The following is a 26,516-nucleotide window of genomic DNA, read 5'->3' on the forward strand; positions in this document are numbered from 1 at the left end:
ACGGCAGCGACACAATTCTCGATTACATCGGATGGGACGGTGCCAAGCGTGGTGATCAGCTCCTCGGCGGCGGATCCGGTTAGTGGCACCTTTGATGTCACGATCACCTTCTCTGAAGCGGTGACGGGCTTTGATGTCACTGAGATCCTTGTAGGCAATGGCTCGGCCTCAGGCTTTGCCGGTTCAGGCGCGGCCTATACCGCCACGATCACGCCACAAGCGGATTATGAGGGCGATGTTGTTATCAGCGTGAGCGCCAATAGTGTTCAAGACGCGGCAGGCAATGGCAATGCGCCGTCCAATGAGCTACGCGTAGGCACAGATACCTTGTCCCCCGTTCTGACAATCACACGAGACGGTTCGGGTGTTCTCACCGGTGCCTTTGTGGCCAACTTCACTTTCTCTGAGCCTGTTGATGGCTTTGCCGTCTCTTCAATTAGTTCGACGAGTGCGATTAGCGTGAGTGATTTTACCGGCCCTGTCAGTGCGGGTGCGGGTGAGGTGTATAAAGCCACGATTACGCCTGAAGCCTCGGGCGCGGTCCATATAAGTGTGGGTGCGGATCAATTTAGCGATAAGGCGGGCAATCGTCCGGCTGCACCGAGTGAGCTTACCTTAAGCGCGGATCTTGATCCGCCGACTTTCACCTTCTCTCCTATTGAGGTGATCCAGACGCAAAATGACTTTACGGTTAACTTCACCGCGTCGGAAAATGTCAGTGGTTTGGAGCTTTCTGAGCTGGTCGCTGAAAACGCAACCCTGTCAGAGCTAAACATCAATGACACCGCCTATAGCGTTAAAGTCACGACCGCTGGAACGGGTGAGGTCAGCCTCTCTATTCCGGCTGGTGTGGCTGAGGATGCGGCAGGCAATACCAATGTGGCCTCGGACGCTTTGATCATCAAGGTGGATGTGGATGCGCCGACTTTAGAGATCACGACGGCTTCCAACCTGGTGACCGGTCCGTTTGTGGCGAGCTTTACCTTCTCTGAGGACGTCACTGGCTTTGAAGAGAGTGATATTGCTTTCACCAATGCCCGCTTGAGCAATTTTGCCGGTACAGGCGCAAGCTATAGCGCAACGATCACACCGGTTGAGCGTGGAGAGGTGAGCCTGAACGTCGCCGCTGGTGCTGCCAAAGATGCGGCCTTGCTCGACAGTGAAGCCGCCAGCCTTACCGTGGAAGCAGGGACTAAAGAGATCGAAGTCACCGTCGAGGTGGATGATAAGGTCGAAGACGTGACTGAAATCACCGCTCAGGCTGAGGTCTCTAACCCCGGTATTTCTGCGGTGCAGTTTGAAACGGCGACCAATATGAATTGGCTGTCGGTGACACCGGCCTTTGGTACGATCGAGCCGCAAAGCCAGGCCAATATCAATATCCAAGTCAATGAAAATGCCGAAGGTCTGGCCCCCGGCACCTATACCGGTGTGGTCACCGTGACCCAACGCAAGACTGGCCCGGTCAGCCTGTCCGCGCAATCGGTAAGCCAGGGCGTCAAGGCTCAGGCCTCCGGGGATGACACCCTTGTGGAAATCCCGATCACCTTCACGATTGCGGCGCGTCGCGGCACGATCACTCTGGTCACGACCACGCCCGGCGGTGAGCATGGCGATGTGGTGGCGAGCTTCACCTCGAGCGATAGCGATATCGACGGGTTGGAGCTGGTCACCGAGGGCGGTCAGGCCCGTTCTGAGGCTTATGATCGCCGCTTCGGCTCTTACACCGTGACCCAAAGCCTGCCGACGGGCTGGCGCTTGGATAGCTTGAGCTGTGTGGGCGATCTGGATGCGGGCTCGAGGATTGTTGAAAACGCTGGCCAGGTGGTGATTGATCTCGATCCGCAAGAAGCCATCGTGTGTACCTTTGCGGCGGTGCGCGATGAGGCATGGGTGCGTCAAATGACGATGACGGCGATCCGGTCCTTTATGGCCCAGCGCGCGGATCGGATTTTGGCGGCAAGCCCGGATCTCTCCGTGCGCTTGCGTCAAAGTGAAGGCGCGACGCCGGTTGGGTTCGCAGCCGATGTGCGCGGCGGCAATGCCAAGATCAATGGCAGTGTGAGCCTGTCGGCGCTGCGCGCAGCAGGGCGTGAGGGCGATCCCTTTGCGGGTGACAACACCAGCCCCTGGGATGTCTGGATGTCGGGTGATTATCAACGCGTCACGCTGGAGCGTGAAGGCCGCGATGAAAGCTCTGACTTCTCGCTGATCCAAATCGGTAGCGATTATCGGATGCGCGAAGATCTGTTGATCGGGGCCATGGTCCAGATCGACACTATGCGTACCGAAAACCTGGCTCAGGAAGATCGTCCGGCCAGCCTCGTCTCGGGGACCGGCTTCATGGTCGGGCCTTATGTGGCGGCACGCTTTGGCGAAGGGATCTATGTCGATGGCCGCGCGATGTGGGGTCGCTCTGACAATGATGTCAATCCGATCGGGCTCTATACCGATAGCTTTGAGACCACACGCTGGTTGATCGAAGGACATCTGCGCGGTGATCTCACTTGGGGCCGTTTGATGGTGACGCCGACCTTGGGCTGGCAGTATTTCCAGGAAACCCAAGAGGGTTACACCGACAGCTTGAATATCGCGATCCCAAGCCAGACTTTGACCATTGGTCGCGTCAGCTTTGGACCGAAACTGGCCTATCGCCTTATCGATACAGGCTGGGGCACGCTTGATCCCTATGCCGATCTGACGGCGGTGTGGGATTATAACGATGCGCAATTGCTCAATACGCGCGGTAGCTTGGTGGACTTTGGCCGTACCCGCGCCGATGCCCGCCTGGGCTTCACCTCGCGCTTCGTTAATGGCACCGAGCTCAATCTCGACTTCACCCTGTCTGGCCTGGGCCAATCCAACTTCCAAGCCACAGGTGGACAGCTGACTTTGAGAAAAGGCTTCTAAGTCCACACTGAAACCTCGAAGACAACACAACCCCATGCCCGCAAGGCATGGGGTTTTGTTTATGTCGCTCGAAGGTGACAGGCTTGGTCAGATCGCTTAGGGCTCGCCTTGAAAAGGGAGGCCCAAAATGAGCGAAGACCAAGATCATAAGGCGGCGATGAAGGCCTTACAGGCTGAGCAGAAAAAGAAAACCTCTGAGGCCAAGGATCCCGGTCGTGGCTTGGTTCTTGTGCATACGGGCGAGGGCAAGGGTAAATCCAGCTCGGCCTTTGGGGTGATTGCGCGGGCCTTGGGCTGGGGTCATAAAGTCTGTGTGGTGCAATTCATCAAAGGCAAATGGATCACCGGTGAGCGCCAATTCTTTGCCAAATTTCCTGATGATCTGACCTGGCACACCATGGGCGAGGGCTTTACCTGGGACACCCAGGATAAGGCGCGCGATATCGCTGCTGCCGAAGCCGCCTTCGCCAAGGCCTGTGAGGCAATGGCGAGCGGGGATTATGATCTGGTTGTCCTGGATGAGATCAATATCGCGCTACGCTATGATTATCTGGACATTGTGCGTGTGCTGGACGGGCTGGCGGCGCGTGATAGCCGCACCAGCGTCATTTTGACGGGCCGCGATGCCAAGCCTGAGCTGATGGATTATGCAGATCTGGTCAGTGAGATGCGTGAGGTCAAACACCCCTTCAAGGCCGGGATTAAAGCTCAGCGCGGTATAGATTTTTAGCCACACATGGGCGCGGACATACAGGTCACAGGCTTGACATCTATGCGCCTCTTCAGCCAAGAGTGCGCCCAGATGGTGCCTTCTTAGCCGAAGGGTAAAAGGGAAGCCGGTTTAAATCCGGCGCTGTGCCCGCAACTGTGCGTCGGGAGCTTTCAAATCACACGCCACTGGATCGCCAGATCTGGGAAGGCGATTTGAAAGCGCAGATCGACAAGCCAGGAAACCTGCCATCGCGTCGTTCGCCTGAAGGACCGGGGATAGTCCTATGCCGGCGGGAAATGCGTTTTCCTTTGAAACGACAGTGTCGACCCACCGTCACGCCCCTTGCGGGGCGGGGTCTTTGCTATGTCGTTAGGATCACTGGCCCTTAAAGCTTTAAGGGGGACGGCCAGGCGATCGGGGGATGTCGGGATATGACCCGGACCATGTTTCTTTTAGGGGCCGCTTTGGGCGCGCTCTCTACACCGGTTTTCGCTGCGCAAACCAATACCACCCATGAAGATGTTATCACGGTTGAAGGTCTGCGCATCGCGCAGACTTTGAGCGAGGTGGGCTCCAGCGTTTCTGTGATCACGGCTGAAGATTTAGAGCAATTGGGCTTTAGCTTTGCTGTGGATGCTTTGGCCCATGCACCGGGCGTCACCATCAACCAAAATGGCGGCTTTGGCGCCAGCGCCAGCGTGCGCATTCGCGGGGCGGCCAGCGAGCAGACCTTGGTGCTGATTGACGGTATTCCCGTCAATGACCCGACCGCGCCCGGGGGGGGGTATAATTTCGCCCGCGTCGATAGCGCCAATATCGAACGCATCGAAGTGCTGCGCGGGCCGCAATCGACCCTATGGGGCAGTGACGCCATTGGCGGTGTGGTTTCGATCACCACCAAGAAGCCGGATAATGGCCAGCAAATCAGTCTGTTTGGTGAATATGGCTCCTATAATACCGTGCGCGCCGGTGCTTCTGTCGGCGGCGGGTATGAGCGCGGCGATTTCCGCCTGGCCGCCATTCGCATGGACAGCGATGGCATCTCGAAGGCCGATGAAAATAACGGCAATACCGAGAAGGATGGCTATGAAGCCACGACCTTGAGCGCGCAGGCCGGTCTTAATTTCGATCATGATATTCGCTTGGATTGGGTGGCGAGCTATACCGATGCCTCTGCCGCGTTCGATAGCTATAGTGCCACCGCGCAAGGTAGCGTCGCCGATGGTGATGAGGTGAGCGATGTCAAAGAATTGTCCACCAATGTGAAATTGGTTGTGCCGACTTTTGACGGCCGTTTGACCCATACGCTGCAAGTGGGCTTGAGCGATATTGAGCGTGAAAATCTGACGAATGGGGCGCAGAGCTTCTTTGCAGAGGGCCAGCGCGAAACCTATCGCTATCAAGGCGCTTTCAGCTTCAATGACCAGAACGCGATTGTCTTTGGGGCCGAGCGCGAAGAGACCCAATCGGGCGGGGATAAAACGCAAATCGACAGCCTTTTCGGGCTGTATGAGTGGCAACCGCTTGAGGGCCTGACCCTGACCGGCGGGCTGCGTCTGGATGATCATGACGATTTTGGCTCTGAAACTACGGGCCGCGTGGCCGTGGCCTATAATCCAACGGCTCAATGGACATTGCGCGCCAGCTGGGGGGAAGGGTTTAAGGCCCCGACCTTGTTCCAGAAAACCTATGTGTGTTGCGGGGCGAGCGTACCTAATCCCAATCTGGCCCCAGAAACCTCCCAAGCCTTTGATGTGGGCGTTGAATGGCGCACTAAAGATGATCGCGCAGAGATCGGCCTGGTGTATTTTGATCAGGATACAGAAAATCTGATCAATTTCTCCTTCGCCGTGGGCGGGTATGAAAATATCGCCAAAGCCTCCAGCCAGGGCGTTGAGCTTTATGGCCGCTATCAGCTGAGCCCAGCCTGGGCCTTGCAAGCGAGCTATAGCTATATCAAGGCGGAAGATGGTGAGGGGAAAGCCTTGATCCGGGTTCCGGAGCATTCAGGCGACATCACTTTAAGCTATGATCCTGAAGGGCCTTTCCAGGGCGCGCTGCTTGTGCGCTATAATGGCGAAGAAACCGACCGGAGCGCCACTTTGGATGGCTGGACCCGTGTGGATCTGACCGGGTCTTATGAAGTGAATGCCAACTGGGACGTCTATGGCCGTATCGAGAATTTATTTGATGAGCACTATCAACAAATTCTGGGCTATGGCACGCCGGATCGGTCTGGAACAATCGGCCTGCGGGCGCGGTTTTAAATCCTGATGATGTCCAGGCTGATTCATAAAGGCTTGGGCCTTGCGATCGCGATGGGATTGGGGGGCTGTTTGCCCCCCAATCCTGCGCCCCTAGCCGAAGGCCGGGCGATGCGTATCGTTAGCCTGGATTATTGTTCAGATCAGTTCGTGTTGAAGCTGGTCGATCGGGAGCGGGTCTTGGCGATCTCGCCCGATGCGGTGAAAGACTTCTCCTATATGCGCGATGCGGCTGTGGGCTATCCCAGTGTGCGCCCGCGCGCGGAAGAGGTTTTGGCCCTGCATCCCGACTTGATCGTGCGCTCCTATGGCGGCGGACCCCAGGCAGTGGGCTTTTTTGAGCGCGCAGGGATCCCCGTTTTGCAAGTGGGCTATGCCCCTGACATTGAAACCATCAAATCTGTGATCACCAACATGGGGGAAGGGCTGGACGAGCCCGAACGCGCCGCAGCTGTCGTGGCCGAGATGGAGGCCCGCCTGGCCGCGATTGAGCCTCATCCGCCCGGCACCAGCGTGCTTTATATGACGCCTTCGGGTTTTACCTCGGGTGAGGGCTCTTTGGTGCATGAAATGATCCTCGCGGCGGGCCTTGAAAATTTCCAAGATCAACCCGGTTGGCGCAGCCTTCCGTTAGAGCGTCTGGCCTATGAGCATCCTGATCGGGTCGCGGCGGCCTTTTTCGGCAGTTTCACCAATCATCCCGATGCCTGGAGCCCGATGCGTCATCCCATCGCGCGCGCGCAATTGCGTGAACGCCCGAGCGTCGGCCTCGAAGGCGCTTGGACATCGTGTAGCGGCTGGTTCATTCTTGATGCGATTGAGGCCCTCAGCGCTCAGCCCGAAGGGGGCGACAATGAGTAAGGTAAGAGTTGTGCCGGGCTTGATCCCGGCCTTGGTCGCAGGATCCGTTCTCGTGATGGTGTTGGCGTGTTTCTTGGGGTCAACCGAATTATCGCCAAGCCGTATCATGATGGCCTTTATAGGCTTGGGCGATCGCGCCGACATGCTGGTGATCTGGCATATTCGGTTTCCGCGCACCCTTGCGGCCTTTCTGGTCGGGGCGGCGTTGGGCATCAGCGGCGCTGCGATGCAGGGCCTCTTGCGCAATCCTCTGGCAGAGCCGGGGGTCTTAGGCGTTTCTGCGACGGCGGCGCTGGGCGCGACCTTCGCGCTTTATTATGGCCTGGTGGGGCTTTGGCCCTTCATCTTGCCGATTTCAGCCATTTTAGGGGCCTTATTGGCGACGGGCGTCGTGGCGATGATGGCGTTTCGCACTCAATCGGTGGTGACGCTGATTTTAGTTGGGGTCGGCCTATCCAGTTTTGCCGCCGCGCTCATGTCACTGTTGATGAATCTGGCCCCGAACCCGTTTTCGCTGTCGGATATGATCAATTGGATGATGGGCTCGGTCGCCAATCGCAGCTTTGATGATATTGGTCTGGCCGCACCCTTCATTCTGGCGGGCTTAGCGCTTTTATTGTGGCAACGCAGGGGGTTGTCAGCCTTGACCCTGGGTGAAGAAGCCGCTGCAGGTTTGGGGCTTAATCTGAAACTTCAACGTCTCAGTGTCATTTTGGGCGCAGGGTTGGCCACCGGCGGGGCCGTTGCGCTCGCCGGGGCGATTGGCTTTGTCGGCATTGTCGCGCCGCATATTATTCGCCCTTGGGTGGGCCATGATCCGGCCCGGACCCTGATCCCTTCCGGCTTGATGGCGGGCATGATTTTAGTGCTGGCCGATATTGTCGTGCGCCTTCTCCCGACGGCGGCAGAGATGAAGCTGGGCGTCATTGCCGCGATCATTGGCGCACCGGCCTTTGCCTATATCGCGGCCCAGCGTAAGGGGGCGGTCCATGACTAAATTAAACTTACGCCGGGTCAGTGTACGCACCGAGGATCAAGCCTTGGTCAAGGGCGCGGATCTCGATTTTGGCCCCGGCGAATTGGTGGCGATTTTAGGGGCCAATGGTGCGGGGAAAACCACGCTGCTGCGCGCCGCCCTGGGCTTTATCCGGCCCGATAGTGGTGAAGCCCTGTTGGCGCAAAAGCCTAGCTATACTCTTAAACCTGCCGAGCGGGCGCAATGGGTGTCCTACCTGCCGCAGACCCGACCGTTAGCGTGGCCGCTGAGTGTGTTTGATGTGGTGGCTCTGGGGCGTTTCGCCCACGGGGCCAGCCTGGGGCGATTATTAGGCCCAGATCAACGCGCGGTGGATGCGGCCTTGGCGGCGTGTGATATTACGCATCTGGCCGATCGCTCTACCGCGACCCTTTCGGGCGGAGAGCTGGCGCGCACGCAATTGGCCCGCGCCTTCGCCGCGCAGACGCCCCTTCTGGTGGCGGATGAGCCGGTGGCCGCGCTTGATCCGCGCCAGCAAATCCGCGTGATGGAGCTGCTCCAAGGCTTTGTCGCTCAGGGCGGTGGGGCTTTGGTGGTCCTTCATGACATTGCCCTCGCTGCGCGTTATGCGGATCGCTTGGTGTGGATGGCAGAGGGCGAAATCATCGCCGACGGGCCGGTGCGCCAGACCCTGACGCCGGAGATTTTGCGCCGCGTTTATGGGGTCACAGCCGAGGTATTTGATCGCGCGGGTCATCTCAATATCCATATCGAAGGCGCGGCGTGAGCGCGCGCGCCATCAAAGCCAAAGCCTTGATGCTGCAGGGGACGGGCTCGGATGTGGGCAAATCCGTTCTGGTCGCGGGCCTGTGCCGGATTGCCCGGCGGCGCGGGCTAAGCGTGGCCCCTTTTAAGCCGCAAAACATGTCGAATAATGCTGCCGTGTGCCCTTCGGGCGGTGAAATCGGCCGGGCTCAAGCGCTACAGGCTCAGGCCTGTGGGCTCGCACCGCATGTGGATTTCAATCCGGTCCTGTTGAAGCCGCAAAGTGATCGCACCTCGCAAATTGTGGTCCATGGCCGGGTGCATAGCGCGCTGAACGCCGCCGATTATATGGCACGCCGCGAGAGTTTGATGGGCGCGGTGCGCGAGAGTTTTCATCGCCTCGCTGCGCGCTTTGATTTGATCATTGTTGAAGGCGCGGGCAGTCCTGCAGAGGTAAATTTGCGCGCCCGCGATATCGCTAATATGGGCTTTGCCCGCGCCCATGACGTGCCGGTCTGCTTGGTGGGCGATATTGATCGCGGCGGGGTCATTGCGGCCTTGGCGGGCACTAAGGCGGTGCTGGATGCGGGCGATCAGGCTCAGATTAAAGCCTTTCTCATCAATAAATTTCGCGGCGATCCAGCCTTGTTTGTCGATGGGCTAAAAGCCATTGAAGCGTACACGGGTTGGCCCTCTATGGGGGTGTTGCCCTGGCTCAGCGCGCCCTCGCGCCTTCCGGCCGAAGATGCGGTGATATTGGAGCGGGGCTCGCGCGCAGAAGCCTCGGGTAGAAAGATCAAAATCGCCGCGCCCATGCTCTCGCGCATGGCCAATTTCGATGATGGCGATCCCTTGCGTGCCGATCCGCGGGTGGAGTTTCACTTTATCCCGCCGGGCCAGCCCTTACCGCGCGATTGCGATGCCATTCTCCTCTTCGGGACGAAATCGACCGTGGGGGAGCTGGCCTTTATCAAGGCGCAAGGCTGGCACCATGATCTTCACGCCCATGCGCGCCAGGGCGGGGTGATTTTAGGGCTGTGCGGGGGCTATCAAATGCTGGGCCGCTGGGTTCATGACCCTGAGGGTTTGGACGGTGAAGCGGGAAGCGTTGAAGGTCTGGGCCTGTTGAATGTCGAAACTGTGATGCAGGGGCCAAAGACCGTGCGCCTTGCCCATGGCGTGGTGCGGGGGCTTAACCGAGTGGTTGAGGGCTATGAGATCCATTGCGGCAAAACCATAGGTTCGGATACGGCGCGGCCCTTTATTGATCTCGAACATGGCCCCGATGGCGCGCTGAGTGCTGATGGCAAGATTGGCGGAACCTATATGCACGGCTTGTTTTCTGCCAACGGTTTTCGCTCTGCCTGGTTGCAAAACTTAGGCGCATCCACAACGGGTGGGCTCGATTATCGCGCCGGGGTGGAGGCCGCCCTCGATAGCCTTGCCGATGAGATGGAAGCTTCCCTCAATATCGATGCGTTGCTGGGGCTCGCTCAGACGCCGCGGTTTTAATCATGGACTTCGCGGCGGGCTTTATCCTGATCGCCCTGGCCTGGCTGATCGAGGCCGTCTTGGGCTGGCCCGCATGGCTTTATGCCCGGATCAAACATCCGGTGGTTTGGATCGGGGCTTTGATCGCGCTCGCCGATAAAGCCTTTAATAAAGACCCTTTTTCTCACCAAACGCGCTATATCTTAGGGGCGTTGGCTTGCCTCATCCTCCTTGCGCTCACGACGGGGCTTGCCGTCCTTATCACCTGGGTTTTGCACCATTGGGCCTGGGGGGTGATGGTTGAGGCGGTGATCGCGTCGAGCCTGATGGCTTCGCGCAGTCTTTATGATCATGTGGATGCGGTCGCGCGGCCATTGCTGGCTGGAGATTTAGCGAAAGCACGCCAGGGCGTGGCGCAGATTGTTGGCCGCGATCCAGAGCGTTTGGACGCGGCGGGCATTGCGAGCGCCAGCCTGGAAAGCTTGGCGGAAAATGCATCAGATGGTGTGATCGCGCCAATGTTCTGGGGCGTCATATTCGGCCTGCCGGGCCTGGTTGCGTATAAGACGATCAATACGTTGGATTCCATGATTGGCCATACATCCGCACGCTATCACGCCTTTGGCGGCTTTGCCGCGCGTCTCGATGATGGGGTCAATCTGATCCCGGCGCGCTTGACGGGCGTGCTCTTTGCGCTTGCGGGATGGAGCGCTCAGGCCCTGCGTGTCATGATCCGCGATGCGCACCGTCATCGTAGCCCCAATGCCGGATGGCCAGAAAGCGCCCTCGCGGGCGTGTTAGGCATTCGCCTGTCTGGTCCAAGGGCTTATGGTGAGGGGGTGCGTGATGAGCCTTGGTTGAATGAAGACGCGCCGGATCCAGATGCTTCGCATGTGAAGCAAGGCTTGACGCTGTATGTGCGCGCCATGGTCTTGGGCTGGGGTATGGTGGCGGGCATGGCCGTTTTGGGTGGGGTGTTATGAGAATTGATCTTCGCCATGGTGGCCTTCTCGATGCCATGAAGCGCGATTTTGCCCATGCGCCGCAGCCTTGGCTCGATCTGTCTACGGGGATCAATCCTTGGCCCTATGCTCTTGGCCCCTTGCACCCGGATAGCCTCACCCATCTACCGACAGAGACAGCGAAGGCGCAATGCCTTGGCGCGATGGCACAGGCTTGGCAGGCAAAGGCCACCTCGATTACGCTGATTCCGGGCAGTGAGCTGATCATTCGCCTATTACCGAATCTGATCGCGCCCCGCCGCGTCGCCCTGACCCGGCCGATGTATAGCGATCATGAGCGGATCTGGAGGCGTGCCGGGGTTGAGATCGTGATCGCAGACGATCCCTTAGACGCCGTGGATGATGTGGATCTTGTCGTGATCTGTAACCCCAATAACCCCGATGGCCGGGCTTGGTCGCGTGAAGATTTGCGCGCGGCGCGGGTGCGCCTGGCCAAGCGGGGCGGCTTTTTGCTCCTTGATGAAGCCTATGGTGATCTGGATGAAGGGCGTTCGTTATGCCCGGAGGCGGGCGCGCAGGGGCTGCTCATTTTGCGCTCTACGGGGAAGTTTTATGGGCTGGCGGGCTTACGGCTAGGGGCGTTTCTGGCCCCGCCCGCGATCCAAGCCGCGCTAGAGGCTTATCTGGGCTTTTGGTCGGTCAGCGGTCCGGCGCTGGAGGCGGGCGCGCGCCTCTATCAAGACCTGGATTGGCAGGCACAAATGCGCCGGCGCTTGGCTGAGACGTGCAGCATGATGGATGCGGCGCTGGAGAGTGTTGGGATCAAAGCGGTCACAGGTAGCGACCTCTTTCGCTATCTGACCCTTGATAAAGCCCATGCGGTTTGGCAGCACTTGGCCGAAGCGGGGATTTATACCCGCCGGTTTAACGGCGATGATCACCATCTACGCTTAGGCCTGTGTGCAGGCGCGGACCTGGATCGCTTGGTCCAGGCGCTGGCAGATCGCCCCGCTTAATTGTCCGTACATGAATGACGCGCCTGTTTAAACCTATGTCATCTTCATCGGCGTAAAAGACGGATCAGCGAACATGCCTTCGTTTAACGATGTTGATGAGAGGCCAGCCCTCGGGCGAAGGGGCTCGGCGCAGTTTGGGTCATGCTTCAAGTTCATCTTCACGCTGAGGGTCTGATTTTAAAGTGTATTCTCTACCCCCTCCCCCCTTGGAGGATAAATGCACTATATCCCTATGTGTGCGAGACGGACGCGCTTCATAAGGTGTTGAAATGCCTAATCTAAACGAAAGTTAATGTTGCGATTATGAGTTCGCGAATTTGTGAACGGGCTTGGCATTTGCGTTTTGGCCGCAAGTGAACATAGTGCCGCCAAAGAGGAGATATGGGGTATGAAACGCGCTGGGTTTTTATGGGCTGTATTGGCCTTGTTTGTGGTGATGTCGGCGGTGGTGCTGGGCAAGATGGTTTTGACCCCTTCTGCGCCTCAGGGTGGGCCGCGCGGTGGGGCAATGCCGGTGGCGGCCTTTGAAGTGCCCAATTACCCCTTTGCCGATACGGTGGCGGCGCTGGGTACAGCGCGCGCGAATGAAACCGTGACGATTACGGCGCGGGTCTCCGATACGATTTCACGGATCAATTTTGAATCCGGCGACCAGGTTGCGCAAAACCAAATCCTGGTAGAGCTAACCGATACTGAAGAAGCTGCAGACCTTACCGAAGCGCGCACCACGGTGCGTGAAGCCAGCCGTGAGCTAGAGCGGATCCACGATCTGGTGAGCCGGGGTGTCGTCTCGCAATCGCGCCTGGATGAGGTTCAGGCCAGTGTAGATCGGGCGCGCGCGCGCGTTGCCTCGATCGAGGCGCGCTTGGCCGACCGGATTGTACGCGCGCCGTTTGCCGGCGTTGTCGGCCTTCGTGAAGTAAGCCTGGGTGAGCTGGTCGGGCCGGGCGATGCGATTGCCAATCTGGATGATACCGGGATCATCAAGCTGGATTTCACCCTGCCGGAGCGTTTTCTGGCGGTGGTGAGCGCGGGTATGGAGATCGCGGCCCAAACCTCAGCCTATCCTGATGAAGTGTTTGTGGGCCTGATCTCTCAGGTCGATACGCGCATTGACCCGGTCACCCGCACGGTGACGGTGCGTGCGCAAATCGATAATGCTGAGGGTCGTTTGTTGCCCGGTCAATTGATGACCGTCGAAGTGCGCCGCGATATGCGCAGCAATCCGGCTGTGCCCGGAGCGTCCTTGACCCGCTATCTGGATCAGACCTATGTCTTTGTGGTGATGCCGGGTGAGGGCGAGCGCCCCGCGAGCGTGCGCCGTCAAGATATTGAGATCGGCATGCGCGCCAATGGCCTGGTTGAAGTGACCCAAGGCTTGGAACCCGGCATGATGATTGTGGGCGAGGGCGTGCACCGCATTCGCGATGGCATGCCGGTTATGGTGACCCGCACTGATCATGTTGACGTGCCGCAAAGCCGTCAGGCGGCGGCCAGCCTTGGCACGGGGAGTGTACAATGACGCTCTCTGACATTTCTGTGCGTCGCCCGGTTCTGGCCGGGGTGTTCAGTGCGCTGATCTTAGTCTTCGGGATTTTGGGCCTGCAGAACTTGCCCCTGCGTGAGCTTCCCGATGTCGATCAGCCGGTCGTGTCGGTCTCGGCCAATTATCCCGGTGCCAATGCCGAGGTGGTTGAAAACCGCGTTACGCAAATCATCGAAGATCAGCTCTCAGGCATTGATGGCGTCGATACGATTTCCTCATCCTCGCGCGATGGCGGTTCACGCATTACCATCACGTTTAAGCTGAGCCGTGATATTGAAGCCGCCGCCAATGATGTGCGCGATGCGGTCTCACGCGTGCTCGATCGCCTGCCTGAAGACGTTGAAGAAGTGGAAGTGCGCAAACAAGATTCCGATGCGCGTCCTTTCATCTGGTATATGCTGCTCTCTGACCGTATGACCTCTGAAGAGCTGTCGGACTATGCCGACCGGGTCTTGCTTGATCAATTCACGGTGATTGATGGCGTGGCGCAGGTGCGCATTGGCGGCCAGCGCCGCTATGCGATGCGTATCTGGCTCGACCCGCAAGCGATGGCCGCACGCGGGGTCACTGTGGCTGATATTGATCGCGCATTGCGCACGCAAAATGTCGAAGTGCCTGGTGGTTCAGTGGAAACCAGCGACACCCAAATCGTGGTGCGCGTGCAGCGCCTGTTCTCTGATCCTGAGGCCTTCAGCCGTCTTCCGATTTCCAGCCGCTCTGAAGGTCATGTCGTGCGCCTGTCTGAGGTGGCTGATGTGGAGATTGCTGCCGAAGAACCGCGCACGCTATTTCGGGGCAATCGCCAGAATATGATCGGGTTGGGCTTTGTGCGGCAAAGTCAGGCCAATTCTGTTGAGGTTTCGAACGAGATTGAGAAGGCTGTTGATGTCATCAAGCGCGGCCTTCCTGAGGGGATGGAGCTGATCGTCGGATCAGACGATACCATCTTTATCGAACGCTCCATCAATGAGGTATGGCAAACCCTGGGCATTGCGGCGCTGTTGGTGATTGCCGTGATCTATCTCTTCTTGGGCAGTTTGCGCGCTGCTTTGATCCCGGCCGCCGTTGTGCCGGTCTGTCTGGTGGGCGTGTTCGCAGCCTTAGCGATTGCGGGCTTCTCCATCAATATTTTGACCTTGCTCGCCTTGGTGCTCGCCATTGGTTTGGTGGTGGACGATTCCATCGTGGTGTTGGAAAACATTCAACGCCGTATCGATCTGGGTGAAGCGCCTTTGATTGCGGCGCTACGCGGGGGTAATCAGGTCTTCTTTGCGGTGATCGCCACGACGGCCGTGCTGGTCGCGGTTTTCGTGCCGCTGGTCTTCCTGCCGGGCTTTATTGGGCGGATCTTTACCGAGCTTGCCTTGACCATTGCTGCGGCGGTGATCCTATCGAGCTTTATCGCTTTGACTTTGTCCCCGATGATGGCCTCCAAGCTTCTAAAGCCTGCCAGCGAAGCCAAGGGTATGGCGCGCCTGGTGGATAATTGGGTCAATGCCGGTCGGCGCAGCTATCAAAACAGTCTTGAAGTGGCATTGAAAGCGCCTTGGATGATGATCCCGGTCGTCATTGTAGCCCTTATTGGCTCTGGTTTTTTATTACAGCACATCCCCTCTGAGCTGACCCCGCCGGAAGATCGCGGATCCTTCTTCGGCATGTTCTCAGGGCCCGAAGGCGCAAGCTTTGATTATATGGCCGACCAAGCCGAACAGGTCGAAGATGTCGTGATGGACTTTGTCGAGGCCGGGGAGTTGCGCCGCGCTCTGGTCATTTCACCCGGTTGGGGCGGCAGCGGGTTTAACTCGGGCTTCGTGATCGGTTCGATGACGGATTGGAGCGAGCGCCGGGATGGCTTCCAAATTGTGGGCGAGCTGAATGGTCGTTTCGGTCAGCTGACCGGCGTGCGCGCCTTTGCCTCCATGCGCTCCTCGCTGGGCGGCGGCGGGGCTGGGGACGATATTCAATTCGTCCTGCGTGGTCCTGATTATGAGACGATTGACCAACAGGCAGAGCGCTTGTTGGCCGCGATTCAGGCCGAAAACCCTAATCTGTTACGTGCGCGCAAAAGCTATGAACCCAATAGCCCGCGCCTGCTCGTTGATATTGACCGTGAACGCGCGGCGGCGCTGGGCGTCAGCGTCGCTGAGATCGGTCAGACCTTGCAGACGCATTTGGGTTCACGCCGGATCGGGCAATATATGGACCGCGGTGAAGCCTATAATGTGATTATGGAAAACCGCCGCGAAGACCGCGAAAGCGTGGAAGATCTTGAAACGCTTTATGTCACAGGGCGCAACAATCAGCTAATTCCGCTGTCTAATCTGGTGAGCCTGCGCGAAGTGGGTGAAGCGTCTTCGCGTTCGCGCATTGACCGCCAGCGTGCCATCACCGTTTCTGCAACCCTGGCTGAAGGCTATACGCTGGGTGAAGCGGTCGATTGGCTGGATGGGTGGGCGTTTGATAATTTGCCCCAGGATGTGAACTCAACCTATCTGGGCGGGGCGAAAGAGTTTTTGGAGGCCAATACGGCCGTGCTCTTTGCCTTTGGTATGGCCTTATTGATCGTTTATCTGGTGCTGGCCGCCCAGTTTGAAAGCCTGATCCAGCCCTTGATCATTATGCTGACGGTGCCGCTGGCGGTGGCCGGGGGGCTTTTTGGCTTGGATCTGGTGGGATCCAGCCTCAATATCTATTCCCAGATTGGCTTGGTGATTTTGATTGGTTTGGCGGCGAAGAACGGCATTTTGATTGTTGAATTTGCCAATCAGCTGCGTGAAGAAGGGATGGAGGTTGTTCCGGCCACGATTGAGGCCGCGCAGACCCGCTTCCGCCCGATTTTGATGACGGGTCTTTCAACGGCGATTGGCGCATTTCCGCTCGTGATCGCCTCAGGGCCGGGCGCGGAAAGCCGGATTACGATCGGCGTGGTGATCTTTGCCGGGGTGACAGTGGCGACGCTCTTTACTCTGTTTGTGATCCCGGTCGCTTATGGGGTTTTGGGGCGCTTCACCAAGACGCCTAATTGGGTCTCGCGCCAGATTGCGGCCCAGTCCGGTACCGCGCTGAAGGGTGAAGACGCCCTTCACCCAGCGGAATAACAAAACGCCCGCATCTTTGGATGCGGGCGTCTTTTTTTAAGCCGTCGCGATTAGAGCTCAACCACGTCTTGCCATTCAGGATGCTTTTGCGCTTGCGCTTTGACAAAGGGGCAAAGCGGTACGATTTTCAGGCCCTGCGCGCGGGCTTCTGCCACGATATGCGCGGCCAAGGCCTTGGCGACGCCTTTGCCGCCCAGCACATCAGGCACGCCGGTATGATCGACGATGATGCGGGTGGATCCGGCGCGCGAAAAGGTGATCTCGCCCTCGGCCTCAAACCCCTCGACATGGGCGATATAGCGCCCTTTGGATTGTGAAATCTCTTCATAGCGGATTGTAATTTCGGGCATGTGGGCCTCCTTGCTTCATTCTAGATATAGGAAGGCACGCGGGGAAAGTTTAGCGCCATTTTGGAAAAAGTCTTACGCGAATTGCCGCAACTGTTGAATGGTGCGGAAAAGCCTTCCGCCTTGGTTTTCATCGCCCCTGACCTCGCCTAGAGTGCGCGCATCCATCTTTACGCGCCGAAGGGAGCTTTTCATGAAAACACGTGCCGCTATTGCCTTTGAGGCCAAAAAGCCGTTGGAAATTGTTGAGCTGGACCTGGAAGGCCCTAAAGACGGTGAAGTGCTGGTGGAGATTATGGCCACCGGGATTTGCCACACTGATGCCTATACGCTCGATGGCTTGGATTCTGAAGGCCTGTTCCCGTCTGTCCTGGGCCATGAAGGCGCAGGCATTGTGCGTGAAGTGGGTAAGGGCGTGACCAGCGTGAAGCCGGGCGATCATGTGATCCCGCTCTACACGCCGGAATGTCGCCAGTGTAAGACCTGCACCTCGCAGAAATCTAATCTGTGCACGTCCATTCGCGCGACCCAGGGTAAGGGCGTCATGCCCGATGGGACTAGCCGCTTCTCTTATAAAGGCCAGCCCGTCTATCATTATATGGGCTGTTCGACCTTCTCCAACTTCACCGTGTTGCCGGAAATCGCCGTCGCGAAAATCCGCGAAGACGCCCCCTTTGATAAGGCCTGCTATATCGGGTGCGGCGTGACCACAGGTGTGGGCGCGGTCATCAACACCGCCAAGATGGAGCCGGGCGCAAATATCATCGTCTTCGGATTGGGCGGCATTGGCCTGAACGTCATTCAGGGCGCAAAACTGGCCGGGGCCAATATGATTGTTGGCGTCGATGTCAATAATGACAAGAAATCCTGGGGCGAGCGCTTCGGCATGACTCATTTCGTCAATCCGCGCGAGATTGACGGCGATCTGGTCGCCCATCTGGTCGCACTGACCGAGGGTGGGGCCGATTATACCTTCGACTGTACCGGAAATACCGATGTGATGCGCCAAGCGCTGGAGGCCTGTCACCGCGGTTGGGGCGAAAGCATCATTATCGGCGTTGCCGAAGCGGGCAAGGAAATCTCCACGCGCCCCTTCCAGCTGGTCACGGGCCGGGTCTGGAAAGGCACCGCCTTTGGCGGCGCGCGCGGGCGCACCGATGTGCCCAAAATTGTCGACTGGTATATGGATGGCAAGATCGAGATTGATCCCATGATCACCCATGTCTTGAGCCTGGAGGAGATCAATAAGGGCTTTGATCTGATGCATGACGGTAAGTCCATCCGCTCAGTCGTGGTGTTTTAAATGAGCCTAGAAACCCTTTCTCGCGTGCGCAGTCATGGCGGCACGCAAGGCGTTTATCGCCATCCCAGCCAAGCCACAGGGACTGAGATGACTTTCTCGGTCTTTGTGCCCGAGCATAAGCCGGGTGAACGACTTCCAGTGGTGTGGTATCTCTCCGGTCTTACCTGTACCCAAGCCAATGTGACCGAGAAGGGCGAGTTTCGCCAAGCTTGCGCTGAATTGGGTGTCATCTTTATTGCGCCCGATACCTCGCCGCGCGGTGAAGGCGTGGCCGATGATGCGGGCTATGATCTGGGCCAGGGGGCGGGCTTTTATCTTGATGCCACCCAAGCGCCCTGGGCGGCGCACTTCCAAATGCGGGCCTATATCGAAGATGAGTTACCCGCGCTGATCTCGGCCCATTTCCCGGTGGATTTAGACCGTCAATCGATCATGGGCCATTCCATGGGCGGTCATGGGGCGCTGACGATTGGTCTTCGCCATCCTGATCGCTTTAAAGCCATTTCCGCCTTTGCGCCCATCGTCGCGCCCAGCCAGGTGCCCTGGGGGCAAAAGGCCTTCACCGCCTATTTGGGTGAGGATCAAAGCGCCTGGGCCGCTTATGATGCCTGCGCCATGATCACCGCGGGTGCGCGCGTTAAGGCGATTTTAATTGATCAGGGCTCGGACGATAATTTCCTGGCGCAGGAATTAAAGCCCGAGCTATTTGAGGCCGCCTGCCAGCGCGTGGGCCAGCCTTTGACCCTGCGTCATCAGGCCGGATATGATCATAGCTATTACTTCATCTCGACTTTCATGGCCGAACATCTGGCCTGGCATGCCGGTCATCTGAAGGCTTGAAAATAGTCATCATGGCGGGGAACGCTTCCGGGGGTCTGGGGATTGTATCTATGTCCCTAACCCATGGAGCTGAAAATGAATTCTGATGAATTAAAAGGCCGTTGGAAGCAAGTTACCGGTGAAGCCAAGCGTCAATGGGGTAAGCTGACCGATGATGATGCGGCTGTGATTGACGGTGATCGTGAGAAGTTGGTCGGTAAGATCCAGGAAAAATACGGCAAATCAAAAGAAGAAGCCGAGCAGGAAGTTCACGACTGGGTCGAAAAAATATAAAACTTGATATTAAAAAAGGCGGTCATTTCTGACCGCCTTTTTTAATATTTTATTGTGCCGCGACTTGAGGCTCCAACAAGGTCTCATCCCAGCTTAAGCGCGTCTGGGCAAGCTTAGCCATATTGTCCTTACGGATAATGATAGGCCGCGCGGTATAGCCTAAAATCTCCATCACCTCATCATGGGGATGGGCGATCAGGCGTTTCACCTCTTCAGCGGAGAAGGAACAGAGCCCGCGTGCGACCTCGACGCCATCTTCGCCATAGACATGCAGCACATCGCCTTTTTGAAACGTGCCGGTCAGGGACAGAATATCGCGCTGATCAATATGACGAGTGGGCCCGTCGATAATTTCATCGGCGACGGCCTGTTTCACAACTATACTGCCGGCCATGTGCAAGCGATTGGTCAACCAGCCATGCCAGGCCGATTCCGGTGTCCCAATCGCGGGGCAGCGCGTATGCCGGCGCGAGCCATCTAAAACGCCAGTGACGGGGCGCTCCAACACGCCTTTCGCCAGATAGGTCGTACACCCACTATGCTGGGCCATATTGGCCGCAATCAACTTGGTCAGCATCCCGCCAGAGCCTAAGGCGCTTTTGCTGGCGGCCCCTTCTAAATATTGTGAGACATCATGAAGCTCGCTGACAAATTGCGCGCCGGGTTCAGCGGGATCACGGTCATAAAGCCCATCCACGCTGGTCAGCATGATAAATTCATCAGCCTTGATCATATGGGCGATGGCCGAGGCGAGGCGGTCATTATCGCCAACGCGTAATTCCTCGGTCGTAATGGTGTCGTTTTCATTGACGATGGGCATGATGCCATTTTCGAACAAGCGCTCGATGGTGTTCTTGATATTGATGAAGCGCCTGCGCCCTTCCATATCGTCCAGGGTGATCAGGATCTGGGCAATATCGAAATTATGCTCGGCGGCGATGTTTTTATAAGCATTGATGAGCAGCGGCTGGCCAATGGCGGCGGCGGCTTGCTTGTCCAGCAAGCTACAAGCCCCCGGTTCACACTCCACCGCATTAAGGCCCAGCGCCACCGCGCCAGAAGACATCAACACGACATCGCGGCCCTGATCGCGTAGGACCCTAATGTCCTGCATCAGTGCGCTTAAAAAGGCATAGCGCAGCTGTAGGGTTTGTTCATTGGCCAGCAGGCTCGATCCGATTTTAATGACGGTACGTTTTCGATCACTCATGATTTTAAATCCTTGTTCTGAAGATGAGGCAGTCGGGGTCGGACGTCGCGGCTGCGCGTCACGGTCGGACTTGGCCCTGGCCCAGAACTTCGTATTTAAAGGTGGTGAGCTGTTCTAATCCCACCGGTCCGCGCGCGTGCAGGCGCCCGGTGGCAATTCCAATTTCTGCGCCCATACCGAACTCACCGCCATCGGCAAATTGGGTGGAGGCGTTATGCATCACGATGGCGCTGTCGACCTCGTTCAGGAAGCGGCGCGCGACATCACTGTTTTCTGTAATGATGGCATCGGTATGGTGCGAGGAATGCTGCGCGATGAAGGCCAACGCCTCATCAGGGCCATCGACCAGTTTCACCGCCAAGATACGATCAAGATATTCCGTATCCCAATCGTCTTCACTGGCCAGGACGACACGATCATCGATGACCCGCGCCTCTTCCTCGCCGCGCACTTCGCAGGTTTCCAACGCTGTGATGAGCTGAGGTAGAAGATCCTTGGCTATGGTGCGATCTATCACTACGGTTTCGGCGGCGCCGCAAATCCCGGTGCGACGCAGCTTGGCATTGACGATGACGGCGATGGCTTTGGCCTGATCAGCATCTTGATGAACATAAACATGATTATTGCCATCAAGATGGAGAAGGGTCGGCACCCGGCTTTCTTCCATCACCAAGCTGGTAAGCCCCTTGCCGCCGCGTGGAATGATCAGATCAATCAGACCCTGGGCGCGCAGCATTTGCGCCACCGCGGCCCGGTCCGTCGTGCCCAGCGTTTGAATGGCATCTTCAGGAAGACCGACCGATTTAAGCCCTTCGCGCAGGCAGGCGACAATGATTTCGGTGGAGTGCACACTGTCAGAGCCCCCGCGCAGGATCACGACATTGCCGGACTTCAGGCAGAGCGCGCCCGCATCGGCGGCCACATTGGGGCGCGATTCATAAATGATCCCGATCACACCCAGAGGGGTGGCGACCTGGCGGATCTCCAGACCATTGGGGCGCGTAGTGGTGTTGAGGATACGGCCCACCGGATCGGGCAGGCTCACCACCGTTTCCAGCCCGGCGGCCATGGCCTCAATCCGCTCTGGGGTCAGTAAGAGGCGATCAATGAAGGAAGCGGGCTTGTCGGCGGCTTTGGCCACATCGACATCTTGGGCATTGGCCGCGAGGATATCCTGCGAACGCCGACGCAGCGCCTGCGCCCCAGCCTGGATCGCCTCATTTTTCACCGGGCTCGGGGCCTGGGCGAGACGACGGGCTGCGGCGCGCGCGCGCGTGGCGACATCAGTGACATAATCGGGCATAGCGGTAGACATAAAAACTCCTAAAGTGACTTCATACAAAGGGCGAAGCGGCGGGTTTAACCGCCTTGGGACAGCTCACGCGCGCGGTGATAGGCGGCGTTGAGCGTGGCTTTAAACCGGGTTTTCAACTGATCCTCGGCCATCAATTGATCGAGACCGGCTTGGGTGGTGCCATTTTTACTGGTGACCGAGGCGCGAAGAGCGGCCGGGTTTTGATCGCTGGTTGCGGCCATCTCCACCGCGCCTTTCAAGGTGGCAAAGACTAGCGTGCGCGCGTCGTCGAGAGAGAAGCCCAGATCCTGAGCGGCTTCGAGATAGGCTTCGATAAGGTAGAAGACATAGCCTGGCCCGCTGCCCGACACGGCCGTCAGGCGGTCTAAATGGTCTTCGCTAGCCACCCACAGGGCGGCGCCCGTGGCGTCGGCAAGGCGATCGGCAAGGGCGCGCTGGGCCTCTTGAGTTTGGGCGTTGGCCACCAGCCCATTCATGCTCTGGGCAATTTTCGCGGGCAAATTGGGCATGATGCGCACGATGGCGCGCTCAGGGAAATAGCGTTCCAAAGTGGCGAGCGAAACCCCTGCCGCCATCGACATCACCAGGCCCTCGGTTTTGAGATAGGGCGCATAGGCAGGCGCGACCGCGGCCATCATCTGGGGCTTGATCGCCAGAATGACGCCATCAAAACTGGCCGCGTCCAGCCCGTCCAGGTTGGCGCGATAGGTGACATCTTGGGGCAATCCTTTGGGCGTGGGCTTAACGATGGTAAAGTCAAAACCGTCTAGCGCGCGCCAGCTTTCCAGCATGGCACCGCCCATATTCCCACACCCTGCCATCAAGATTTTCATGAATTACCCTTTAGATTTGACATAACAATGCGCCCCCAGACCCAGATGCGTGGGTGGGGCGTTAGATGGTCTCTTCGATTGTCTGCCAGCCGGTTGCGTGCTTAGTCAGCAACGCGCGCAAAATGAAGCAGCATAAAGCGAACCCACACCCACTTTTACAGTGGGCGGACCGGTCGCGGTTGGCGTGGCGTATAGAAAAGTGCGTGCTGCATTGCGGTGAAGACTAACAGTCTTCGCACCTGCGTCAACCCGGTTTTAGAAAAAATACCCGTGTTGATGGTGCGCCAACGGCCCCACCCAAGGGGTGAGGCCGCCAGTGTATCCGTCCGAGGGGAGGGTTAGACGGATTGGGCTTGGGCGGCATGTTGGCCTTCGCAAACTTCTTCAACCAGCTTGGCGCAGAACGCCTCTAAATCTTTGGGGGTGCGGCTGGTTACCAGGCCCTCATCGACCACAACCGCTTCATCCACGACTTTCGCGCCCGCATTTGCCAGGTCCGTGCGGATGGCTTCGACGGAGGTCAGGGTGCGACCCTTGACAACATCGGCATCAATCAGAATTTGTGGGCCGTGACAGATCGCGGCGACGGGCTTTTTTTGCGCGAAAAAGTCACGCACGAAGCTTTTGACATCATCATTGATGCGTAGGGCGTCTGGGGAAAACAAGCCGCCGGGAATGACCAGAGCATCAAAACGTTCGGCTTTGGCATTGCCCAATACATCATTGACGGGGATGGTTTTACCAGTTTCGCGATGGCGATTGGCTTCAATCTCACCAGTATTGAGCGAGATTACATGAACCTCAGCCCCCGCATCTTCCAAGGCAGATTTAGGCTCGAACAATTCGGATTCTTCAAACCCGTCTGCGGCCAGAATTGCGATACGACGTCCTTCAGCGCGAGCGGACATAGTCACCTCCTTGTTTTGATTTCACTTACATAAAATAAACGAGGACAAGGGGGGCTTCGTTCCAATATTCGCGCAATAAATCCCAGTTATGTCAGCGCCATAAAGGTAATAACCGCAATGGCCAGCAAGCCGACGGCCAGAATGGTTGAGGTTAAGAAAACGCGCTCTTGATCGCGGCGATTTTCACCCTGTCGAGCTTCGGTTTAGGTCAGTTTTTCGGCCATAATGGCCTCCTTTTATTCGGCTTTTAAAGAGATTGTGTCATCACTGAAGTGAATTTCAAGACTGTCCTCTTGCTCTTCTTGCCAAAGGGCAAAGGCTAAGCCGCCGATAACAATGCCAAGGCCCAGGGCAATCGCGATGATCAAAGATTTGCTTTTTTTATCTTGGGTCATGGTTCATCTCCCTTCGCGATTTTTAACGCGCGATCATGCCAAGCGGTTCCCCGCCCAATGGCCAGGGCTCACTCGACTTCCTTATGAACCTGACCATAGGCCAGCCCCGCAAACAGCGCCGCACCCCCGATGGTATTGCCCAATAAGACGGGCAGCCAGAACTGACCCACGGCCTGGACCAGGCTGGCATAGCCTTGATGGACCAGAACGGTCATTTCGACACTGCCCGCGATGATGTGCGGAAAATGCGCGGCCCCCACCAGGAAGGTGATCAGAAAGACACTTAAAAACCGGTCGGTTGATAGCGTGGGCAGTGACCAGGCCATCAGGCCGATCAAGAAACCAGCAGGCATGGCGCGCAGGAAGAGTGTAAAGGCAGAGGAGTCTAATAGATGATGCGTCGCCTCAGCCATGGCCTGGGTCAGCGCATCGCCAATGAGGATGGGCATGGCCAGGCCAATAACCACCGCGCCCAATACATTCCCGGCCAGCACGATGCCCCACACCCGTAATAACAGCTGGAATGAGCGCCGTGTGCGCAGGCGGGTCACGGGGATCATAGCGGTCAATGTGGTTTCGGTGAAGAGTTGCAGGCGCGCCAGCGCGATGAGCAAGAACCCGAAAGGATAGCCCAAGGCGGAGAGGAAGCCGGTCCAGCTGCGATCTGGCAGGGCATGGGAAATCGCCGCGATCATGATCGGACTGGCGCTGATGGCAAATCCCGCGGCCACGGCCGATAAAAAAAGCCCCGAGGCCGGGCGCGTTAATTCTTCGCGCCCGATCCCGGACACAACGGCATAGATGGTTTTTGAGGCGATGTCGTTCTTCTCACGAAGATCGTCCACCTTCTTTTCGTGCTGAGATTTTTCGCTCATAGACGCCTAGGGGTTAAGGGGAGGGCCGGGGTTAAGAGGAGGCGCGCGCCGCGCCGCTCAAGATTTGCTGGGCGGCCAGGGCCGCCAGCTGAGGCTTTTTCGCCAGCAGCATGCCAAAACCCACCAACAGCGCTGTGGTTTGCATAGGGCTGTGCTCCATAGCCTTGCCCACCGTTTTTAGCGGGCTGGGCAGACTGGAGCGGGTCTCAGGCTTGGCATCAGGCTTTTTCAAGTTGGCGCGGATCAACAGAACCAGCGCGCAGATTGAGCCCACACCGATATATGCGCCCGCGACCACCAGGCTGGCGATCGAGGCGGAATATTGGCTTTCCAGCCCTTGCCAGGCCCCATGGGTGCCAAAGATCAGGCCGATCAAAGGCCCCGCTAAGGCGATGCACCATAAGAGACTTTGCATGACCAAGCTCTTATTTGCGCATCAACAAGGCGCCGATAAATCCCGCGCCCACGGCCGCGCCGCACGCTGCGATCGGATTTTGGCGAATATAATCGCGAATTTGATCGTCGATATCGTGGGCTTTATCGCTGACATGCTCGACAGTGTCTTTAGTGGCTTCAACGCCATCGCGCACTTCTTGGTGCGCAATTTTGGACAGATCTGAAATCAAGCGGTCAACGTCTTTACGTAACGCGCTCAAATCGTCTTGAACGTCATTCATTTCGACCTCACTGTTTTTGCGAAGTTGGGGCATGACACACTCCTTATGGAAAAGGACTTCAGTTTTAGAACCTTAAAGGGCACTCGACCTCCACCTGCCGTGAAGGACAGGGGAGGGTCGGGTGGGCGTTTTATTCAATCGGTCATACCCGCGGGGTGCGGCCTTGGACCAGTCCAACCACCAAAGCGATGGCGAATAGAATAAGAAAGCCAAAGAACAGAATTTGTGCAATTGAAGCTGCGCCAGCTGCAATGCCGCCGAATCCAAACACTGCTGCAATGATTGCAACAATGAAGAATGCGAGAGCCAGTCTAAGCATCAGATTTACTCCCTTTGTTTCCGTACCACCCGGCGTGGTCACATTAAAGAAATGCGTGAGAATTAAATCTGTTCCATAATTTTACTTTTGCGCGGTGCTGTCATGGTTAAGATACGACCCATGCGTTCGGGCACGATCAAAGTCACACGGCCTAAAGCTTTATCCCATAGGGAAAAATGACGACGGCTTGCGCGAACGATCCGTCGTGCTTTGGCGCTAACGGGAATGACCGCTGCTGCCCCGGTGGCAATCATGATCAGACCCATGGGAAGGGGTGTCGCCGTTAACACGCACCCCGCTGTAATCAGCGTAAATCCGCCGATTTTATACAGTCCACGGGTCAAGTGTTTATGTTTAAAGCGTTTCATGGTCGCACCTGTTGGTAGGCCCCCTTTGCACATCGCTATGGGATGCTGTTCTTAATCAACGAGGCTCGACCAGGATATGTTCCGTGAAATGATCGTAAGGCGCACGCAGCGCGCGGGCGGCCACACCTGGGTCATCGGCGGGCCTTACTCGAGGAACACTGTAAAAAGTCATGAAAGTTATAACTCATCATACCAGAATTTAACGGCTGGCCCGCAATAGTGAACGCATAAGAAGGACGAAAAGTCTAAGGT

Annotated in this window: 25 protein-coding genes and 1 riboswitch; of the genes, 14 read left to right on the forward strand and 11 right to left on the reverse strand. The window is 57.4% G+C overall.

Annotated features, from left to right (window positions below; translation table 11 throughout):
• The 11 genes from H151_RS15695 to H151_RS0106420 all read left to right on the forward strand — a co-directional run.
• Positions 1-2,910: Ig-like domain-containing protein (locus H151_RS15695; protein WP_169336721.1), on the forward strand; the 2,910-nt coding region annotated here is incomplete at its 5' end.
• A gap of 127 nt (positions 2,911-3,037) precedes the next feature.
• On the forward strand, positions 3,038-3,640 hold the full coding sequence (cobO, locus tag H151_RS0106375; RefSeq protein ID WP_019960815.1) for a cob(I)yrinic acid a,c-diamide adenosyltransferase: 603 nt from the start codon (positions 3,038-3,040) through the stop codon (positions 3,638-3,640).
• 56 nt (positions 3,641-3,696) lie between these two features.
• Positions 3,697-3,886: riboswitch (cobalamin riboswitch) on the forward strand.
• Between the two features lie 167 nt (positions 3,887-4,053).
• On the forward strand, positions 4,054-5,889 hold the full coding sequence (locus H151_RS0106380; RefSeq protein WP_019960816.1) for a TonB-dependent receptor plug domain-containing protein: 1,836 nt from the start codon (positions 4,054-4,056) through the stop codon (positions 5,887-5,889).
• 108 nt (positions 5,890-5,997) lie between these two features.
• Entirely contained in the window at positions 5,998-6,747 is a 750-nt protein-coding gene (locus H151_RS0106385; RefSeq protein WP_233354543.1) for an ABC transporter substrate-binding protein, read from the forward strand.
• The gene (locus H151_RS0106390; protein WP_026353868.1) at positions 6,740-7,744 is read left to right on the forward strand and encodes a FecCD family ABC transporter permease; all 1,005 of its coding nucleotides are present in this window, start codon (positions 6,740-6,742) and stop codon (positions 7,742-7,744) included. The genes H151_RS0106385 and H151_RS0106390 overlap by 8 nt, the downstream gene beginning before the upstream one ends.
• Entirely contained in the window at positions 7,737-8,510 is a 774-nt protein-coding gene (locus H151_RS0106395) for an ABC transporter ATP-binding protein (protein WP_019960819.1), read from the forward strand. The genes H151_RS0106390 and H151_RS0106395 overlap by 8 nt, the downstream gene beginning before the upstream one ends.
• Before the next feature lie 29 nt (positions 8,511-8,539).
• Positions 8,540-10,000 carry a cobyric acid synthase gene (locus tag H151_RS0106400; RefSeq protein WP_040759031.1) on the forward strand — a complete coding sequence of 487 codons (1,461 nt, stop codon included), beginning with the start codon at positions 8,540-8,542 and terminating at the stop codon, positions 9,998-10,000.
• 2 nt (positions 10,001-10,002) lie between these two features.
• The gene (gene cbiB, locus H151_RS0106405; protein WP_019960821.1) at positions 10,003-10,962 is read left to right on the forward strand and encodes an adenosylcobinamide-phosphate synthase CbiB; all 960 of its coding nucleotides are present in this window, start codon (positions 10,003-10,005) and stop codon (positions 10,960-10,962) included.
• Positions 10,959-11,957, forward strand: a complete 999-nt coding sequence (gene cobD, locus H151_RS0106410) for a threonine-phosphate decarboxylase CobD (protein ID WP_019960822.1) — start codon at positions 10,959-10,961, stop codon at positions 11,955-11,957. Before cbiB ends, cobD begins: the two co-directional genes overlap by 4 nt.
• Before the next feature lie 388 nt (positions 11,958-12,345).
• Positions 12,346-13,479: an efflux RND transporter periplasmic adaptor subunit gene (locus tag H151_RS0106415; RefSeq protein ID WP_019960823.1), complete on the forward strand. Its 1,134-nt coding sequence runs from the start codon at positions 12,346-12,348 to the stop codon at positions 13,477-13,479.
• The gene (locus H151_RS0106420) at positions 13,476-16,601 is read left to right on the forward strand and encodes an efflux RND transporter permease subunit (RefSeq protein ID WP_019960824.1); all 3,126 of its coding nucleotides are present in this window, start codon (positions 13,476-13,478) and stop codon (positions 16,599-16,601) included. Before H151_RS0106415 ends, H151_RS0106420 begins: the two co-directional genes overlap by 4 nt.
• Positions 16,602-16,651: 50 nt before the next feature.
• On the opposite strand, the gene H151_RS0106425 is transcribed toward H151_RS0106420, so the two are convergent.
• Entirely contained in the window at positions 16,652-16,951 is a 300-nt protein-coding gene (locus tag H151_RS0106425) for a GNAT family N-acetyltransferase (RefSeq protein ID WP_019960825.1), read from the reverse strand.
• Positions 16,952-17,141: 190 nt separating this feature from the next.
• On the opposite strand from H151_RS0106425, the gene H151_RS0106435 reads away from it, so the two are divergent.
• From H151_RS0106435 to H151_RS0106445, 3 genes are all read left to right on the forward strand, one after another.
• On the forward strand, positions 17,142-18,251 hold the full coding sequence (locus H151_RS0106435; RefSeq protein WP_019960827.1) for an S-(hydroxymethyl)glutathione dehydrogenase/class III alcohol dehydrogenase: 1,110 nt from the start codon (positions 17,142-17,144) through the stop codon (positions 18,249-18,251).
• Positions 18,252-19,091, forward strand: coding sequence for an S-formylglutathione hydrolase (gene fghA / locus H151_RS0106440; protein WP_019960828.1), 840 nt, complete (start codon positions 18,252-18,254; stop codon positions 19,089-19,091).
• 75 nt (positions 19,092-19,166) lie between these two features.
• Positions 19,167-19,364 carry a CsbD family protein gene (locus tag H151_RS0106445; RefSeq protein ID WP_019960829.1) on the forward strand — a complete coding sequence of 66 codons (198 nt, stop codon included), beginning with the start codon at positions 19,167-19,169 and terminating at the stop codon, positions 19,362-19,364.
• 49 nt (positions 19,365-19,413) lie between these two features.
• Here H151_RS0106445 and proB read toward each other — a convergent pair whose 3' ends face one another.
• From proB to H151_RS0106495, 10 genes are all read right to left on the reverse strand, one after another.
• Positions 19,414-20,574 (reverse strand): glutamate 5-kinase, encoded by a 1,161-nt coding sequence (gene proB, locus H151_RS0106450; RefSeq protein WP_019960830.1) that lies wholly within the window; start codon positions 20,572-20,574, stop codon positions 19,414-19,416.
• Positions 20,575-20,632: 58 nt separating this feature from the next.
• A complete protein-coding gene (locus H151_RS0106455; RefSeq protein WP_026353871.1) occupies positions 20,633-21,889 on the reverse strand; it encodes a glutamate-5-semialdehyde dehydrogenase in 1,257 nt (418 codons plus the stop codon).
• Between the two features lie 44 nt (positions 21,890-21,933).
• Entirely contained in the window at positions 21,934-22,722 is a 789-nt protein-coding gene (gene proC / locus H151_RS0106460; RefSeq protein ID WP_019960832.1) for a pyrroline-5-carboxylate reductase, read from the reverse strand.
• A gap of 338 nt (positions 22,723-23,060) precedes the next feature.
• Positions 23,061-23,630 carry a type 1 glutamine amidotransferase domain-containing protein gene (locus H151_RS0106465; RefSeq protein ID WP_019960833.1) on the reverse strand — a complete coding sequence of 190 codons (570 nt, stop codon included), beginning with the start codon at positions 23,628-23,630 and terminating at the stop codon, positions 23,061-23,063.
• Between the two features lie 236 nt (positions 23,631-23,866).
• On the reverse strand, positions 23,867-24,025 hold the full coding sequence (locus H151_RS17510) for a hypothetical protein (RefSeq protein ID WP_019960834.1): 159 nt from the start codon (positions 24,023-24,025) through the stop codon (positions 23,867-23,869).
• 68 nt (positions 24,026-24,093) lie between these two features.
• Entirely contained in the window at positions 24,094-24,900 is an 807-nt protein-coding gene (locus H151_RS0106475) for a formate/nitrite transporter family protein (RefSeq protein WP_019960835.1), read from the reverse strand.
• Between the two features lie 31 nt (positions 24,901-24,931).
• On the reverse strand, positions 24,932-25,315 hold the full coding sequence (locus H151_RS0106480; RefSeq protein ID WP_019960836.1) for a hypothetical protein: 384 nt from the start codon (positions 25,313-25,315) through the stop codon (positions 24,932-24,934).
• 10 nt (positions 25,316-25,325) lie between these two features.
• Positions 25,326-25,610 (reverse strand): hypothetical protein, encoded by a 285-nt coding sequence (locus H151_RS0106485; RefSeq protein ID WP_019960837.1) that lies wholly within the window; start codon positions 25,608-25,610, stop codon positions 25,326-25,328.
• Between the two features lie 109 nt (positions 25,611-25,719).
• On the reverse strand, positions 25,720-25,896 hold the full coding sequence (locus tag H151_RS17325; RefSeq protein ID WP_019960838.1) for a DUF1328 domain-containing protein: 177 nt from the start codon (positions 25,894-25,896) through the stop codon (positions 25,720-25,722).
• 62 nt (positions 25,897-25,958) lie between these two features.
• Positions 25,959-26,264 carry a hypothetical protein gene (locus tag H151_RS0106495; protein ID WP_019960839.1) on the reverse strand — a complete coding sequence of 102 codons (306 nt, stop codon included), beginning with the start codon at positions 26,262-26,264 and terminating at the stop codon, positions 25,959-25,961.
• Positions 26,265-26,516: the final 252 nt, after the last annotated feature.

The organism is Woodsholea maritima DSM 17123 (assembly GCF_000382325.1).
Classification (GTDB): Bacteria; Pseudomonadota; Alphaproteobacteria; order Caulobacterales; family Maricaulaceae; genus Woodsholea; species Woodsholea maritima.

What these genes read in the sequence shown, in the direction of transcription:
- H151_RS0106465 (WP_019960833.1), bottom strand. Translation starts at nt 23,630, where the DNA reads ATGTCCGCTCGCGCTGAAGGACGTCGTATCGCAATTCTGGCCGCAGAC.
- cbiB (WP_019960821.1), top strand. Translation starts at nt 10,003, where the DNA reads ATGGACTTCGCGGCGGGCTTTATCCTGATCGCCCTGGCCTGGCTGATC.
- H151_RS0106395 (WP_019960819.1), top strand. Translation starts at nt 7,737, where the DNA reads ATGACTAAATTAAACTTACGCCGGGTCAGTGTACGCACCGAGGATCAA.
- H151_RS0106415 (WP_019960823.1), top strand. Translation starts at nt 12,346, where the DNA reads ATGAAACGCGCTGGGTTTTTATGGGCTGTATTGGCCTTGTTTGTGGTG.
- H151_RS0106380 (WP_019960816.1), top strand. Translation starts at nt 4,054, where the DNA reads ATGACCCGGACCATGTTTCTTTTAGGGGCCGCTTTGGGCGCGCTCTCT.
- H151_RS0106420 (WP_019960824.1), top strand. Translation starts at nt 13,476, where the DNA reads ATGACGCTCTCTGACATTTCTGTGCGTCGCCCGGTTCTGGCCGGGGTG.
- proB (WP_019960830.1), bottom strand. Translation starts at nt 20,574, where the DNA reads ATGAGTGATCGAAAACGTACCGTCATTAAAATCGGATCGAGCCTGCTG.
- H151_RS0106425 (WP_019960825.1), bottom strand. Translation starts at nt 16,951, where the DNA reads ATGCCCGAAATTACAATCCGCTATGAAGAGATTTCACAATCCAAAGGG.
- cobD (WP_019960822.1), top strand. Translation starts at nt 10,959, where the DNA reads ATGAGAATTGATCTTCGCCATGGTGGCCTTCTCGATGCCATGAAGCGC.
- H151_RS0106385 (WP_233354543.1), top strand. Translation starts at nt 5,998, where the DNA reads ATGCGTATCGTTAGCCTGGATTATTGTTCAGATCAGTTCGTGTTGAAG.
- H151_RS0106485 (WP_019960837.1), bottom strand. Translation starts at nt 25,610, where the DNA reads ATGCCCCAACTTCGCAAAAACAGTGAGGTCGAAATGAATGACGTTCAA.
- H151_RS0106400 (WP_040759031.1), top strand. Translation starts at nt 8,540, where the DNA reads ATGCTGCAGGGGACGGGCTCGGATGTGGGCAAATCCGTTCTGGTCGCG.
- fghA (WP_019960828.1), top strand. Translation starts at nt 18,252, where the DNA reads ATGAGCCTAGAAACCCTTTCTCGCGTGCGCAGTCATGGCGGCACGCAA.
- cobO (WP_019960815.1), top strand. Translation starts at nt 3,038, where the DNA reads ATGAGCGAAGACCAAGATCATAAGGCGGCGATGAAGGCCTTACAGGCT.
- H151_RS0106455 (WP_026353871.1), bottom strand. Translation starts at nt 21,889, where the DNA reads ATGTCTACCGCTATGCCCGATTATGTCACTGATGTCGCCACGCGCGCG.
- H151_RS0106475 (WP_019960835.1), bottom strand. Translation starts at nt 24,900, where the DNA reads ATGAGCGAAAAATCTCAGCACGAAAAGAAGGTGGACGATCTTCGTGAG.
- H151_RS0106390 (WP_026353868.1), top strand. Translation starts at nt 6,740, where the DNA reads ATGAGTAAGGTAAGAGTTGTGCCGGGCTTGATCCCGGCCTTGGTCGCA.
- proC (WP_019960832.1), bottom strand. Translation starts at nt 22,722, where the DNA reads ATGAAAATCTTGATGGCAGGGTGTGGGAATATGGGCGGTGCCATGCTG.
- H151_RS0106495 (WP_019960839.1), bottom strand. Translation starts at nt 26,264, where the DNA reads ATGAAACGCTTTAAACATAAACACTTGACCCGTGGACTGTATAAAATC.
- H151_RS0106435 (WP_019960827.1), top strand. Translation starts at nt 17,142, where the DNA reads ATGAAAACACGTGCCGCTATTGCCTTTGAGGCCAAAAAGCCGTTGGAA.
- H151_RS0106445 (WP_019960829.1), top strand. Translation starts at nt 19,167, where the DNA reads ATGAATTCTGATGAATTAAAAGGCCGTTGGAAGCAAGTTACCGGTGAA.
- H151_RS17510 (WP_019960834.1), bottom strand. Translation starts at nt 24,025, where the DNA reads ATGACCCAAGATAAAAAAAGCAAATCTTTGATCATCGCGATTGCCCTG.
- H151_RS0106480 (WP_019960836.1), bottom strand. Translation starts at nt 25,315, where the DNA reads ATGCAAAGTCTCTTATGGTGCATCGCCTTAGCGGGGCCTTTGATCGGC.
- H151_RS17325 (WP_019960838.1), bottom strand. Translation starts at nt 25,896, where the DNA reads ATGCTTAGACTGGCTCTCGCATTCTTCATTGTTGCAATCATTGCAGCA.